The sequence below is a fragment of the Undibacterium sp. TJN25 genome (assembly GCF_049339885.1).
Classification (GTDB): Bacteria; Pseudomonadota; Gammaproteobacteria; order Burkholderiales; family Burkholderiaceae_D; genus Undibacterium.
In genome coordinates, this window is sequence record NZ_JBMPPM010000003.1 from 654,133 (window position 1) to 668,589 (window position 14,457).

The 14,457-nt window shown below is 57.8% G+C and carries 13 protein-coding genes; 6 read left to right on the top strand and 7 right to left on the bottom strand.

Features of this window, described 5'->3' with window-relative positions; genetic code table 11:
• Positions 1 to 24 precede the first annotated feature (24 nt).
• From fabG to ACO0LO_RS09930, 3 genes are all read right to left on the bottom strand, one after another.
• Positions 25 to 765, bottom strand: a complete 741-nt coding sequence (gene fabG / locus ACO0LO_RS09920; protein ID WP_422964049.1) for a 3-oxoacyl-ACP reductase FabG — start codon at positions 763 to 765, stop codon at positions 25 to 27.
• Entirely contained in the window at positions 762 to 2,126 is a 1,365-nt protein-coding gene (locus ACO0LO_RS09925; protein ID WP_422964050.1) for an MFS transporter, read from the bottom strand. The genes fabG and ACO0LO_RS09925 overlap by 4 nt, the downstream gene beginning before the upstream one ends.
• Before the next feature lie 87 nt (positions 2,127 to 2,213).
• Positions 2,214 to 3,152: a 3-keto-5-aminohexanoate cleavage protein gene (locus tag ACO0LO_RS09930; protein WP_422964051.1), complete on the bottom strand. Its 939-nt coding sequence runs from the start codon at positions 3,150 to 3,152 to the stop codon at positions 2,214 to 2,216.
• A gap of 137 nt (positions 3,153 to 3,289) precedes the next feature.
• Between ACO0LO_RS09930 and ACO0LO_RS09935 the strand changes: the two genes are divergently transcribed.
• Together ACO0LO_RS09935 and ACO0LO_RS09940 are read left to right on the top strand one after the other, a co-directional pair.
• Positions 3,290 to 4,312 carry an AraC family transcriptional regulator gene (locus ACO0LO_RS09935; protein WP_422964052.1) on the top strand — a complete coding sequence of 341 codons (1,023 nt, stop codon included), beginning with the start codon at positions 3,290 to 3,292 and terminating at the stop codon, positions 4,310 to 4,312.
• 22 nt (positions 4,313 to 4,334) lie between these two features.
• Positions 4,335 to 5,423, top strand: coding sequence for a porin (locus ACO0LO_RS09940; protein WP_422964053.1), 1,089 nt, complete (start codon positions 4,335 to 4,337; stop codon positions 5,421 to 5,423).
• A gap of 213 nt (positions 5,424 to 5,636) precedes the next feature.
• On the opposite strand, the gene ACO0LO_RS09945 is transcribed toward ACO0LO_RS09940, so the two are convergent.
• The 3 genes from ACO0LO_RS09945 to ACO0LO_RS09955 form a co-directional block, all read right to left on the bottom strand.
• On the bottom strand, positions 5,637 to 7,712 hold the full coding sequence (locus tag ACO0LO_RS09945; RefSeq protein WP_422964054.1) for a putative bifunctional diguanylate cyclase/phosphodiesterase: 2,076 nt from the start codon (positions 7,710 to 7,712) through the stop codon (positions 5,637 to 5,639).
• A 333-nt stretch (positions 7,713 to 8,045) separates the two neighbouring features.
• The gene (locus ACO0LO_RS09950) at positions 8,046 to 9,473 is read right to left on the bottom strand and encodes an aldehyde dehydrogenase family protein (RefSeq protein WP_422964055.1); all 1,428 of its coding nucleotides are present in this window, start codon (positions 9,471 to 9,473) and stop codon (positions 8,046 to 8,048) included.
• Between the two features lie 81 nt (positions 9,474 to 9,554).
• A complete protein-coding gene (locus ACO0LO_RS09955) occupies positions 9,555 to 10,403 on the bottom strand; it encodes an AraC family transcriptional regulator (RefSeq protein ID WP_422964056.1) in 849 nt (282 codons plus the stop codon).
• 269 nt (positions 10,404 to 10,672) lie between these two features.
• Here ACO0LO_RS09955 and ACO0LO_RS09960 point away from each other — a divergent pair, with 269 nt between their 5' ends.
• Positions 10,673 to 11,152 carry a DUF2000 domain-containing protein gene (locus ACO0LO_RS09960; protein ID WP_422964057.1) on the top strand — a complete coding sequence of 160 codons (480 nt, stop codon included), beginning with the start codon at positions 10,673 to 10,675 and terminating at the stop codon, positions 11,150 to 11,152.
• Between the two features lie 16 nt (positions 11,153 to 11,168).
• On the opposite strand, the gene ACO0LO_RS09965 is transcribed toward ACO0LO_RS09960, so the two are convergent.
• A complete protein-coding gene (locus ACO0LO_RS09965) occupies positions 11,169 to 11,867 on the bottom strand; it encodes a TetR/AcrR family transcriptional regulator (protein ID WP_422964058.1) in 699 nt (232 codons plus the stop codon).
• A gap of 203 nt (positions 11,868 to 12,070) precedes the next feature.
• On the opposite strand from ACO0LO_RS09965, the gene ACO0LO_RS09970 reads away from it, so the two are divergent.
• The 3 genes from ACO0LO_RS09970 (at position 12,071) to ACO0LO_RS09980 (ending at position 14,233) form a co-directional block, all read left to right on the top strand.
• Entirely contained in the window at positions 12,071 to 12,952 is an 882-nt protein-coding gene (locus tag ACO0LO_RS09970; protein WP_422964059.1) for a hypothetical protein, read from the top strand.
• Positions 12,949 to 13,335, top strand: coding sequence for a hypothetical protein (locus tag ACO0LO_RS09975; protein ID WP_422964060.1), 387 nt, complete (start codon positions 12,949 to 12,951; stop codon positions 13,333 to 13,335). The genes ACO0LO_RS09970 and ACO0LO_RS09975 overlap by 4 nt, the downstream gene beginning before the upstream one ends.
• A 124-nt stretch (positions 13,336 to 13,459) precedes the next feature.
• Positions 13,460 to 14,233, top strand: coding sequence for a flagellar brake protein (locus tag ACO0LO_RS09980; protein WP_422964061.1), 774 nt, complete (start codon positions 13,460 to 13,462; stop codon positions 14,231 to 14,233).
• Positions 14,234 to 14,457: the final 224 nt, after the last annotated feature.

The window sequence follows — 14,457 nt, forward strand, 5'->3', positions numbered from 1 at the left end:
TAAAAATGCAGATAAAAGCTTGCTTCAAAGCGTCAATCCGCCTGACACTTCAATCACTGCCCCATTGATATAGCTTGCCTCGTTGCTCGCCAGGAAAGCGTAGATGTCGGCAATTTCTTCCGGCTTGCCCAGACGCCGCAATGGTACCTTATCTCGCATTTGCTGCAAGACATCCTGAGGAACGGTGGACAAAATGGGCGTGTCGATGAAACCAGGAGCGACGGCATTGACACGTATACCTTTGGGCCCCAGTTCGCGGCTCCAGGTTTTGGTGAAGCCGATTACGCCGAACTTGGTTGCCGCATAGTTTGTTTGGCCGTAATTTCCATAAATGCCGACGACGGAACTGGCGTTCAGAATCACGCCGCCTCCTCCTTCGATCATCGTATCCACTACTGCCTGTGCCGCATAAAACACCGCGCGCAAATTGACGTCGATTACTTCTTCAAACTGGCTATCGGTCATCTTTTGCAGCCGTGCATCCCGCGTAATGCCTGCGTTGTTGACCAGGGTATCGATACGGCCATATTTTCCACGTACCGCCTCCACCATTTCATCAAGACTTGCGCGGGATGTCACATCCACGCGAAACCCCAGCGCTTCACCGCCTGCGGCACGGCACTCCTCTACTGTCGATGCGACGGCATCGGCATTCAGGTCACATACGACCACCTTGGCGCCTTCACGCGCAAATTTCAAAGCGGTTGCCTTGCCGATACCCTGCGCACCGCCGGTCACAATTGCTACATTTCCACGTAATCTCATTGCATTCTTTCTGGATTCAGTTCTGGTTGCGCCGACGTTCTGTCATTGGCCCGGTTAAAAAGGGGTTCATTCCTGATCGCCCTAGCGAGCAGCGGCACCAGCAACAGCCCGAGTACTGCGGCCACGAGGATGACTGTGAAGCCGGAGTCGCTACGGCCGGTGGCGGTTTCCGCCATGCCGAACAGATACGGGCCGACAAAGCCGCCCAGCAAGCCGATGGTGTTGATAAAGGCCAGTCCAGCCGCAGCCTGGACACCCTGCATCCTGTTCATCGCAATAGACCAGTAAGACGGCAATACTCCGCCAGCAAAAAATGCGGTAACAGCAAAGAGGGTGATCTTTCCACCGAGGCTGGCGGTGGCGATAAAGGCCATCGCGCATATTACGAGTCCGATCGTCAGCACGCCGAGATACAGGGAGTCGCTTTCGACGCGCCGGTGTATCCTGGGCAATACCAGCACGCCTATCAGGAATCCCATTCCTACACTGGCGGAGAGCAGGCCGACGATGAAGGGCGAGCTGATGTGCATCTGGCTGATCATCGCGGGCGTGAAGAAGTACAAGCCTACAAACGCGACCTGGTTGAGGAAGTAGATGAGGCCGATGAGAATCGTGGTGGGGCGTTTCAGCACTGCTACCCAGTCCTTGGACGAATGCGATGTGTGCTGCGGCGAATCGATTGCAGCATGCTCTTCCAGCGATTGCGCTTCAGCCGGCGTGAGCCATGTTGCATTGCTGGGGCGGTCCGGTAGCTTGAAGTACAACAGCACTCCCAGGAAAATGCTGGGAAGCCCTTCGATCACAAACATCCACTGCCATCCGTGCATACCCGCGGCGCCATCAAGCTGCATCAGCGCTCCGCCGATGGGATTTCCCAGCATCAGCGCCAGTGCCGGCGCGGTATAAGTCCAGCCCACCGCCACCGGCCTGTCTTTGGCTGCAAACCACAGCGTGACCATATACATCAGCGCAGGAAAAAGCCCCGCTTCAGCGATGCCCAGCAATACACGCAGGATGTAAAAAGACCACTCCCCCGATACAAAGACCATGGCGGTGGACAATATGCCCCACGATACGGCGATGCGGGAGATCCAGCGGCGTGGGCCGAAACGATGGGCCGCGAGATTGCTGGGCACTTCAAGCAGAGCGTATCCGATGAAAAAAATTCCCGAGCCCAGGCCGTAAGCTGCCGCGCTGATGCCGACATCAGCCGCGAGGTGGATCTTTGCAAGCGCTACATTGGTCCTGTCGAGAAAGGACATAAAGTAGATCGCGCACATCAGGGGAATAAGTTTGAGAAAAGCCTTGTGCGTCGCCAGCCTGTGCAAGCCGGCGTCGCCTGTAACTGCGTTAGTTTTCATGATGTCTCTTGAAAATAGTTATTTTTGTTGTGGTTGTTCCAATGTTGCGATGCTTCGCCGGTTGCCAGGGCGGCGTTCCGGCACGGATCAAGGAGAAATCTGATCGCCGCCTTTGAGGCCCAGCATTTCCCTGGCTTCCGCGGGCGTTGCGATTTCGAAGGAAAGTTCCTCAAGAATTCGCCGGATCTTGCGTACCTGCTGTGCGTTGCTTTCCGCTTTCACTCCCTTGGAGATGTACACGCTGTCTTCCAGGCCGACCCGCACATTTCCACCCAGGATAGCTGCCATGGTCACCAGCGACATCTGATGCCGGCCTGCGCCCAGCACAGAAAAGTGATAATTCTCGCGGCCGAACAGCCGGTCTGCCGTAGTGCGCATGACGGTCATGTTTTCGGGATCGGCGCCGATGCCGCCCAGGATGCCAAAAGCAGCCTGGATGAAGAGCGGTCCCTTCACCAACCCCTGCTCAACAAAGTACGCCAGGTTGTATAAGTGGCCGACGTCGTAGCATTCGAATTCAAACCGCGTTCCGTGCGCGCTTAACTCAAGAAGAATTTTCTTGATGTCGTCGAAGGTATTTTTGAAGACCATGTCTTCCATGCCTTCAACATAGTCTTTTTCCCATTCGTGGCGCCAGGATGCAATTTTCCTTGCAACAGGATGAATGGAAAAATTCATTGACCCCATGTTCAGCGAACACATCTCGGGTTTTGCCATCCTTGGGTAGGCCAGGCGTTCTTCCAGCGTCATCCGGGTGCTTCCCCCGGTAGTGATATTGATGACGGCATCCGTCGCCTTGACGATGTCCGGGACGAACTGCTTGAAAATGAGCGGGTCGGGCGTGGGCCGGCCATCCTGTGGATTGCGCGCATGCAAATGGATGATTGCGGCGCCTGCCTCCGCTGCCTCAATCGCCTGTTCCTTGATCTGTGCCGGCGTAATAGGCAGATATTCCGACATGGTCGGGACATGGGTCGCGCCGGTGACGGCGCATGAAATGATGACTTTTCTGGTGGTTTTACTCATTTGCTCTTCTCATAATTCAATGAGGCGCGGCAAGTGGCCGCGCGCATTGTGAGATCGATGATAATCGGTTACTCTGATAGGGGTAAGGTCTTTCCCGGACATACGATAGTCCTAAAAGGACATTTTAAGGAGTGATTTTGTCGTCCATCCCCGTGCTGAACGAGCGTCTTTATGCGCCCTACAAAATCGCCGCCCTCGTGGAAGTCCTCGCGGAGCAGGGCATTTCCGCGGAGCAGTGCCTGGAAGGAAGCGGTGTCCGCCCGGACGAAATTTATGACGCCTCGGTACTCACCTCCGTGCGTCAGTACGCAACCGTGTGCAAGAACGCCATCGCCTTATCGACCGATCCCGCTACCCCTTTTAAAGTTGGCGGACGCCTGCATCTGTCTGCCTACGGCATGTATGGTTATGCACTGATGTCTTGCCTGTCGCTACGGGACTATTTCAAGCTGGGAGTGAAATACCACAGGCTGGCGACGCCGACCCTGAAAATCGAGTGGCATGAATATCCTGACCGGGCTGTCTGGTCGTTTCCCGACGCATTTATTTCCAGTCCATCCAGGGAGTTGCAGGAATTTATCGTCGAGCAGCAATTCACGCAGCACGTCACGCACCTGCAGGACGTCGCCGGCCATCGCTGCCCTCCATTGAAGGCATGTTTCTCGTATCCGGCTCCCGCGCATGCCGCTATGTATAGCGACTATATCGGTTGCCCCTGTTATTTCGATCAGGAGGCATGCGAGCTGATCTACGATAGCGCCATCCTCGACCGGCAACCGCAGCTGGCGCACAAGCTGACGGCCAAATTACTGCAGGACATGTGCGACCGCCTGATAGGGCAGGCGAAGGTGTCGGTCGGTGTTGCAGGCGAGGTATATCAGGTGCTGATGAGCAAGCCCGGCATCTTTCCCAGCATGGAAGCGGTTGCGGATGCCTTGGTCATGACCAGCCGCACGCTGCGCCGGCGCCTGGAGGCGGAAGGCACTTCGTTCATCGCCATAACGGATGATGTGCGCTGTTCGCTGGCCGTGGAATACCTACGCACCACACAAATGAGCACAGACGACATTGCAATGCTGCTAGGATTCAGTGACGGCGCAAATTTCAGGCGGGCGCTGAAGCGCTGGACCGGCAAGGGGCCGAGCGAACTAAGGAAATAACGATAGTGGCGGGAGAGCCGGAATGAAATTATCTATAGCAGCGTGGGCGAGCCTGTTGTTTGCGAGTGCGGCTTGCCATGCGCAGAGCACTTCTGTGCAAATCTATGGCCGACTCAATGTCGCGGTGGAAGATTTCCACAACTCCGATGACGGCAGGAATAAAAGTTCATCCGTCAGCCGGCTGTCGAATAACCGCTCCGTGCTCGGCTTCAAGGGCGACGAGGATTTGGGCGACGGCCTGAAGGCGGTGTTCCAGATCGAGGGAACGGTGTCGCCCGATACCGGCGCCGGCGGCGTCGCTGCACGCGACACGCGCGTCGGCCTGCAAGGGCAGCTGGGCACGCTGTTTGGCGGCAACTGGGTCACTCCGTATAACTCGGCGACATCGTCGCTAGACCCTTTTTATCCGACGACGGCAGGCTATATGAGCATCATGGGTAACGGCTCGGCATCGACGGCGGATAATGTCAGCGACACTTCTTCATTCGACCGGCGGCAGCAGAACAGCCTGCATTACTGGACCCCGGAATGGCAGGGAATCTCGGCGCGGATTGCGCACGGCTTTAACGAGGGCGTTATTGTGGGCGGTGCAAAGCCGTCGCTGACCTCGGCGGCCCTGATCTATGACGAGGGGCCATATTACCTGGCGCTGGCGGAAGAAATTCATCACGAATATCAGGGGCCCGGTTTAAAAGATACCGGCACAAAAATTGCCGCGGCCTACAAGTTTGGCGACACCCGTCTTTCTGCCATTGCTGAAAAACTGAAATACGGCACGCTCACTGGCCAGTTGCAGCGGAAGTCCTATTATCTTTCTGCCACCCATCAGATAGACAGGCATGTCATCCGCTTCGGCGTCGCCTTTGCCGGTGACGTGAGCGGGGAGTCGACGCAAAAAATCGGCTTCCTCAAAAAAGGCCCGGACACCGGCGCCGTCCATGCGACGCTGGGCTACGACTATAATTTGTCCAAGCGCACCAGCGTATTTGCCTATTACACGCAGCTCAGGAATGAAAAGAACGGCATCTACGACCTGGCGATCAACAGCCTGGGTGTGTCTCCCGGAGCGACGCTTAAAGGAGTTGCAGTGGGAATGCGCGAGTCGTTTTGAACAATTGATTGTGCGATAGCAGATACGCGAGCAAGCCTGAACGCTGATTGAGGAATCAGGTGAACGCCCGACATGCCCACAATGATGGCGACCGCTAGTAGTGCCGCCAGCGAGATCCCGCCTGCTGCGCCGGCATCGGTCTTTGTTTCATCGCATTGACGAGGGGGAACTACCGAGAAGCAATTTGTTGCGTTGTGTTGCGTTGAGTATGCGCTATGCCGCGATGCGCGCCGCTTCCACCGCAGCGATAAAGTTGTCCGGCGTCATCGGCCGGCCCAGCAGATAGCCTTGCAGGTCGTTGCAGCCCAGCGCGGTAAGGAAATCTTTTTGCTTCTCGGTTTCGACGCCTTCCGCAACGATGCGCAGGTTCAGCGAGCGGCCCAGCGCGACGATGGCGGAGACGATGGCGGCGTCATCTGAGCCGCGTTCCAGTTCATTGATGAAGCCGCGGTCTATTTTGAGTTCACAAGCTGGCATGCGCTTCAGGTGCAGCAGGCTGGAATAGCCGGTGCCGAAATCGTCGATGGAGATATCCACGCCTGCATCGGACAGCTTGGTCAGCGTCAGCAGGCTGGCGTCGACATCCTGCATCGCCGTGGATTCTGTGACTTCCAGTATCAGGCATTGGGCCGGAAGCCGGTGCCGCGCCAGCGTCGACTGCACCAGGTCCAGCAGGTTTTCATTGGAGAATTGCACGGCGGATAAGTTGACGGCGATTTTCCATTTGTCGTGCCCCATATCGTGCCACGCGCGCATCTGGCGGCAGGCTTCGTTCAGCACCCATTCGCCGATAGGGATGATCAGGCCGGTTTTTTCTGCCAGCGGAATAAAATTGTCCGGCGCCACCAGGCCGCGGCGCGGATGGTGCCAGCGTATCAGCGCCTCGGCGCCGGTCATCGTGCCGCCGGCCGCGGTAAACTTGGGCTGGTAATGCAGCTGGAATTCCTTGCGCTCCAGCGCCAGCCGCAGATCCTGCATCAGCTCCAGCTGGTTGTGCGCATTGGTATTCATCGAGGTTTCGAAGAAGTGGTAGCCGTTGCGCCCTGCGGCCTTGGTATGGTACATCGCCGCATCCGCGTTGATCAGCAGGTCATGCCGCGAGCTGCCGTCTTCCGGATAGATCGCAATGCCTATGCTGGTCGAGACGGACAGCGAGTATTTGTCGATATGGTAGGGCAGGCCGATGATCCTGACGATCTTGTCCGCGATGGGGGCGGCGTCTTCCGGATCGGTGACTTCCAGCAGCACGACAAATTCGTCGCCGCCCAGCCGGGCGACGGTATCCTGCGCCCGCAGCGCATTGCGCAGACGGTGCGCGACGTCGATCAGCAACAGGTCGCCGATATGGTGGCCGAGGGAATCGTTGATGGCCTTGAAACCGTCCAGGTCCAGGAACATCAGCGCAAACCGGCTATGCGCGCGCGCGGCCTTGTAGATCACCTGCTCCAGCCGGTCTTCCAGCAGCGTGCGGTTGGGCAGCTTGGTCAGGTTGTCCTGCAGCGCCTGCCGGGATAATTCCTGATTGGCGGCGGCCAGCGATTTGGCCAGCTTGGCGGTTTGCGATTCCAGCCGGGAATCAAGCACCGAAGTCAGCAGCGCAATGGTCAGTATCGCCAGCGTCACCACGCCGACGACTACCGCCAGCCAGCCCGGTGCTATGCCCTGGCCCGCCGACAGGCAGACACTGCCGGGAGGGAAGTTTGCCGCAGCCATGCCGGTGTAGTGCATGCCGACGATGGCGGCGCCCATGACCAGCGCCGCGCCTGCTCTGGCAAGCCGGACGCGCGGCGTATTTTTTCGCAGCATGAAGGCAATCCACAATGCGGCGCCGGAGGCTGCAATCGCAATGGCGACCGAAATGCCGAACAGCAGGGGGTCGTACTGGATGCCAGGCGTCATGCGCATTGCGGCCATGCCGGTATAGTGCATGGCGGCGATGGCAACCCCCATCAGCACGGCGCTGATGCCGAGCTGCCGCAGCGGCAATGTGGGCTGGCTGATGCGCCATAGTGCAAAACCGGAAGCGATGATGGCGATCACCAGGGACAGGAAAGTAAGGCCAAGATCGTAGCCCAGTGCAATCGGCAGCCTGAAAGCCAGCATGCCGATGAAATGCATGGACCAGATGCCTATGCCCATGGCGATGGCGCCGCCTGCCAACCACCAGGATGCCCCCTTTTTTTGCGCGGAATCGATCCTGCCCGCCATATCGAGTGCGGTATAGGAGGCAAGGACCGCGACCGCAATCGAGATCAATACCAGCAGGGAATCGTAATGCGCAGCTAACATAGTGTGAGTTTAATAACCGGTTCGAGTGCCTGCCTTGCGGTGGGTATGTATAGGTTTCGGACGCTCGCCCTAGTTTAGGGCATGGTAGCCGATAGGGATTGGCGCTGTCCGGGTTTTTGCCGGTAGATGCAAAATAATGTTGTTCAGGCATGCAGGAAAGCACGGCCTTGGATAATGGCATTATAAACGCTTCGACAGAAAATATTTCCTTGCTGCATCAAGGATTAACGATCTTTTTCATTTCCCTGCTGCGCGCCATCAAAACAAAGCGGAGCCCTCAGGCTCCGCTTTTAACTTATTGATACTGCCCGTTTGCCTTCGCGGGCGTTGTTGCTATGCGCCCCTGCTGCCGATGAAAGCCTTGGGCTCGACATATTCTTCCAGGCCGTAGACGCCGTACTCCCTGCCTATGCCGGACTGCTTGAAGCCGCCGAAAGGCGCCAAAGGATCATGGTCCAGGCAATTAATGAGCACCCTGCCGGCAACGATCTGCGACGCTACGCGGCTGGCGCGGTCGTAATCCGCGGAACTGACATAGGCTTGCAAGCCATAGTCGGTGTCGTTGGCAATCTCTATCGCCTCCGCTTCGGTTTTGTAGGTCATAATTGACAGCACGGGGCCGAAGATTTCTTCCCTGGCGATGCGCATATCCCTGGTCACATTGACAAATACCGTGGGCTTGACGAAATTGCCCGCTTCCAGCCCCTGTGGGTGGCCTTCGCCTCCGACGAGCAACTCGGCACCCTGCTCTATGCCAACGCGGATGTAGTGCTGCACGCGTTCATATTGTTTTTTGCTGACCATCGGGCCTATCGTGGTGGATGCGTCTGCTGGGTCACCTACCCGGGTTTGGCCTACCGCTATTTTTACCAGGCGCTTGACCTCGTCCAGCTGTTCTTCCGGCACGATCAGGCGCGAACCGGCGATACAGGCCTGGCCATTGTTCATGTAGCAGGCCATGACAGCCAGGGGGATGGCCTTTTGCAGGTCGGCATCGTCCAGGATCACGTTTGGCGACTTGCCGCCAAGCTCCAGCGTGACGCGCTTCAGCGTGTCGGCTGCGCCGCGGGCGATGCTTTTGCCCACCAGTGTGGAGCCCGTGAATGATATTTTTGCTACATCCGGATGACGTGTCAGTTCCGCGCCCACCACGTCGCCGCGGCCGTTGACGATGTTGAACACGCCCGGCGGCAGCCCGGCTTCATGCAGGCATTCACTGATCACCTGAGTCTGCATCGCGCTCATCTCGCTGGGCTTGATGACGACCGTGCAGCCTGCTGCAAGTGCGGTTGCCAGCTTGTTGCAGATAAAGCTGGAACTGGCGTTCCACGGCGTGATCAGCGCAGCGACGCCGAGGGGCTCCAGCGAAACGCGGGACCTGCCTATATCCTTCTGGAATTCAAAGCCGCGCAGCACATCAGCAGCTTGCAGGAAACTCTTGGCGGCATACTGGCAGGACATTGTCGCAAACTGCAGCGACGCGCCGTATTCCTGCACCATTGCCGCAATCATATCGTCCAGGCGGACGTTGACTGCGTCATGCAGCTTTTGCAGATAGGCGATGCGTTCTTCCTTGCTGGTTTTGGAGAAGGTCTTGAACGCGGCCCTGGCGGCTGCCACCGCATCTTGCGTATCCCGCTCGTTGCCTAAAGTGACATGGCCGATGACTGCATTGGTGCTGGGGTTGATCAATTCCATCGTCTCGCTGCCCTGCGGTGTCACGAACTGGCCGTTGATGTAAATCTGGGTGATATTTTTCATGTGAACCTCGCTGAGTGATGACGGGTTCATTCTAGGGACAGGCGCTATTTGCCGACAGGCCGGTTCCTGCAAGATGTTTGCCTAAATCTGCAAGGCGTCCGGTTCCATCCTGGTGCGCAGGCTCTTGACGTCCTGCATCGGCGGCGCGCCGAAAAGCCGGCGGTATTCGCGGCTGAACTGCGACTGGCTTTCGTAACCGACCTGGTAGGCGGCAGTGGAGGCGTCCATCGATCCCGACAGCAACAGCTTGCGTGCTTCGTTGAGCCGCAGCTGTTTCTGGTATTGCAGCGGCCCCATGGCCGTCACTGCCTTGAACTTGTGGTGCAGGCTGGAGACGCTCATATTGGCTGCCTTGGCCAGTTCCTCGATCTGGAAATGCCGCGCGAAATTTTGCTTCAGCCATTCTATTGCCTTGCCTATGCCCAATTGCTGGCGGTCTATGACGAGATTGCGGTAAATCAGGTGGCCGTTTTCGCCGGTCAGCAGGCGGTACAGAATCTCGCGCTTCAACGAGTCCGCGAGGAAGGCGGCGTCCCGCGGCTTGTCCAGCAAGCGCAGCAGCTTGCGCACGGCTTCCTGCAATTCATCATCGGCCTTGCCGACAAAGGCGCCAAGGCCGGATTTCAGGTTGGCGGGCACGCTGATTTTCGCTTCGATGAGGATCGCCGCGATTTCCCTGGTATCGAGTTCTATACGCGCGCCGAGATAGGGCGCGGCTTCGGTGGCGCCGATGATCTGTCCGGCGGCCGGCATGTCTATCGTGGAAATGAGGTATTCACCAGGACCGTAGTGGATGGTCTCTTCGCCCAGCTGTATCTTTTTATGGCCCTGCATCACCATGCAAAACGAAGGCTGCAGCATGCCCCGGCTCAGTTCGGTCGGTTGCCGGGAACTGATCAGCGACAGGAAGGGGATATCGGTCTGGATCATGGCGGGTACGTAAGAGGGCGGGCAAGGCGCTGGCCTGTATCAGGAAATTTTACTCCGGGATGCGCACTGGCGTTAGCAGGATCGTGCAAAAGATTTGCCTGATCCTGCCTGGCCGGCTGTAACTCGGTCTAATTGCGGCACGGTTTGAGTTTGGCTCAATCGGAATACCGATATAGACGATGATTGACATCATTTGTCTTCTTGAATTATATTGAGTAATACTCAAATATGAATTTAACACGAGAATTTAACTACTGTAAGGGCCGGCCATGCTGAATCAGATATCCCAAGAAACTCCAGTCGCAGTCAATGCATCCGATGCCAGCGCTGTGGAAGCTGCGACGCCCATGGCACGCTGCGTCATTGTCCTGGACAAGGACCTGCCGGTAGGGCGGCTGGCGAATGCCGCCGCCGTCATTGCACTGACGATAGGCCAGCGCCACCCGGAGCTGGTCGGCGGCGCGCTGGTGGACGCATCCGGGTTTGCACACCCGGGCTTGATCCCGGTTGGCATCGCCATGCTGGGCGCGGCCCAGGCTGACTTGCATAAGCTGCGCTCGGATGCATTGGCAGCGGGCTGCGACGTTGTGGATTTTCCGCTGGAAGGCCAGCTGACCAAGAATTATGAAGAGTTCCAGAGCGCCGTTGCCGTCATCGATCCGGCGGACATGAAATATGTCGGCGTGGCGCTGGTAGGGCAAAAGAAGCCCATCTCCAAGATCGTCGGCAAGCTGGAATTGTTGAAGTAACTATGAATCTGCCGGGCTAGCGTTGTTCTGATGCCCGCTCCAGCCGTGTCAGCGCATCCGCTACTTCACCTCGGAATTGCGCCAGCCGTTGCAGCGATTGCGGAGGCGGTGCAAAAGCATTCCACAGCATGTCGGTCAGCTGGGTTGCCGTCGCATCGATATCCGGCAGCTTGTCGTTGAGGATGCGGTCCCACAGGATATGCTCCATCGGGCCGTAGACCATGTCCCGCATCAGCTTCAGCGGCATGTCCGCCCGCAGTTCGCCGGCCTCGACAGCTGCCGACAGCAACTGCATGACGGGCGCGATATACCGGCGTTTCAGATCGGCGATGATGCCGGCAAATTCAGGGTCGGTGCTGCGGCCTTCGCTCAATATCATGGCGCATAGACCGCGCTCTTCCTGTAGTAGCGTCTTCAGGTGCTTCCTCACCGCAAATTGCAGCTTGGCGCGTGTGCCTGCCACCAGGGCCAATTCGCCTTCCAGCGCGGTAGAAATATCCTCGTACCAAATGCGGATGACCTCGATGCACAGGTCGCGCTTGCTGCCGAAGTAGGTGAATACCGTCGCTTCGGACACGCCCAGGCGGTGAGCAATGTCCAGCGTCGTGGTTTTTTCATACCCTTCGCTGGCAAACAGCTGCCGCGCTGCGCTCAGTATGTCTTGTACGCGCTTCTCAGAGCGGGCGCCCAGCTTGTCTCTTCGGGAAGTTGCCATTTTATTCTTGCCACATGGATTTTTGAGTTCGCCTCAATTTACTCCAGTTGCAAGCCAGGGTCAAATTGCAGGCGGGCTACGGCAATTACAGGTCAGGCTGACGCATGGCGTCCGCGGCAACAAACATTTGCTTACTTTTCGATTGCTGCGCCGGTATGCATGTCAGTGTAAATTTATACACATTGCATTTCTTGGCAGCGCACATGAAACCAGGCATTTTCGCAAGCGACATACTAAAGGCGGCATTCGCGCTCGCACTTGCCGCTACCTGCGGTGCTGCCTGCGCGCGGCAGGCCGATGCTGCCGGCAAGACACCATCGGTGACGGTCAGCAGCCTGCGCAATCCAGTGGACAAGTCTTACCGCAAAATGCTGAAAGGCATGGATCTGTTTGAAAAAATGCACGCCATGGCGCCCGATGCCGTGCTGCGCTACAAATTGCTGCCGCGGCTGCCGGAGACCGATATGCAGGGCATTACCTTGAAAATCGTCGGCGACACGATGTCCATTCCTGTCCCGGTTGCGCAGGACAATACCTTTACACTGGAGCGCAATGCCAAGGCCATCACCGAAGATGCGGCGGTCATGCCGAACCGCAGGGCCGACAGCATGACGTGGCGCACCGAAATCCGCACGCCGGGTTTGCCGCCGGCTACGCGCAGGCTGGGCGATCTGCGGCTGGAGTGTCAGGTGGGCATGGAGGCTGGCTTGGTGTCGAACGATTCTCCGCTCATGGGCGCACTGGTCAAGCTGATACAGGGCGCTATTGACTACTGCAATGCGGCCGATCCCGAGTATCTGTTCTTTTCCGAGCGCCCGCTCTTCAGCGTAACGCTGCGCTCTGGCGCACGCACGGCCATCCTGTCGGTGGACCAACTGTACGCAGGCATCAGCCGTCATCCCATGTCGGCGTCCGAGCTGAAATATTGCGATTGCCAGGTACTGGTGGACCGCACTTACTTCCTGCCGCTGGGGGATAAAAGCTGGCCGGACGATACGCTGGTGGAACTGGAATATATGGAAGATACGGAAGACCCGGATGACGCAAAGCCTCCCGTGCTAACGCCGCAACAGGAGGCGCAATGAAACCCCGGCAGGCGCCCTCGTGGCGCGGCATTCTGGCGACGGCATGCCTTGCCTGCATGGCTGGGTGTGCGACGAGCCCGCCGCCCAGGGCAGACATCACCCATATTGCGCCGGCCGCGACGCAAAGCCTGGTGACTGTCGGGCAAAACAAGGCGGACGTCATCGCGACGCTGGGCAAAACCAAAACATTGCGCTTCGATAGCGGGGTTGAGGTCTGGGTCTATTACTACAGCGATCCCGGTGCCGGCATCCGCCAGCCTCCGCAGGCCGACGGTAATGCCGAATTCATCGTGCTTTTTTCGCCATCCGGCAAGGTGCTGAAGACCCGCATCCGCCCGGTGCCGCCGCCATCCGTCGCCCCCAAAAATAGCGGCGGCAGCTAATAAAAGAATAAGCCGGAATTTCGCCAAAAAATCCCGTTCTTATGGCAAAATAATTGCCTTGTGGAAAATAAAAATACCAGCATCCTCCACAGCACCGCACTTATTTCAGCATGGGGCATCTTTCGTGAACACACCTGACCAGAGTCCGCAATCGCCGGGCGGTTTTCCCTTATTCCAGCCTGTCGAGCCTATTCCCGAGCAGACTGATATCGCGCCTTACCACCTCAGCCATCCCGCCGACATTGCGTCTGCATTGAAAACACTGGCGGAGGACAGCAATGCCATTACGGTGTATCCCTCCGGCGGCGGCTTCCTGACGGCGCGGGTAGACAGCATAGACCTGAAGAAGCAAAGCCTGGCGCTGAAGCTGATGGGCGGTGCTTCGGCGCCAGCCGGGCCTGCGTTGCTGGTGACGACGCTGCAAGGCAACAAGCTGCAATTTTCGCTGGACACGGCATGGTCTCCCGTGGCGGACAGCCCCTCGCTGTTCCACATGGGCTTCCCCAAGCAATGCACAATACTGGAGCGGCGCGGCGCGGTGCGCTTCGAGGCGCCGCTGGGTCAGTTCTACACCGCGGTATTTGTGCTGGACGGCCTGGTATATGAAATCCCGCTATACGACTTCTCATTGGGGGGAGTCGGCTTACGGGCCTCGCCGGCCGATGCCTCCGCGCTGCGGGTCGGCCGCAGGCTAAGCAAGGTCAGGCTGGAATTGTCGGACGGCATAGCACTGACGGCGGATCTTGAAATCCGCCTGTGCCGGCCGTTCCGCTCTTTCCTGCTGGGAGAGCAGGTGCAGGTCGGTTGCCGGTTTACTCATTTGCCGCCCGCTATGCAAAATGAACTCCAGCGTGCGCTGGAGCAGTTTGATAAGGGCAGGAACCGGGGCCGTCGGTAAGGCCCAAGGACAAAGCTGACTTTCGTGTGGCAATTTCGCGTCACCGCCGCTTTTTTGTGAAATCTTTTACCTGATTTGTGGCGGTGTTGCCTCGCATGGGCCGCCTCAGATTCCTTCCACGCAAAATAGTTCACTGCTTTGTAAAAAATTCGGACATTCCTGCGCAAGTCAAAAGAATGATCGGCCCACGCTTGCCTGCTGCCTGCCTCGCGCCCGCAGACCGG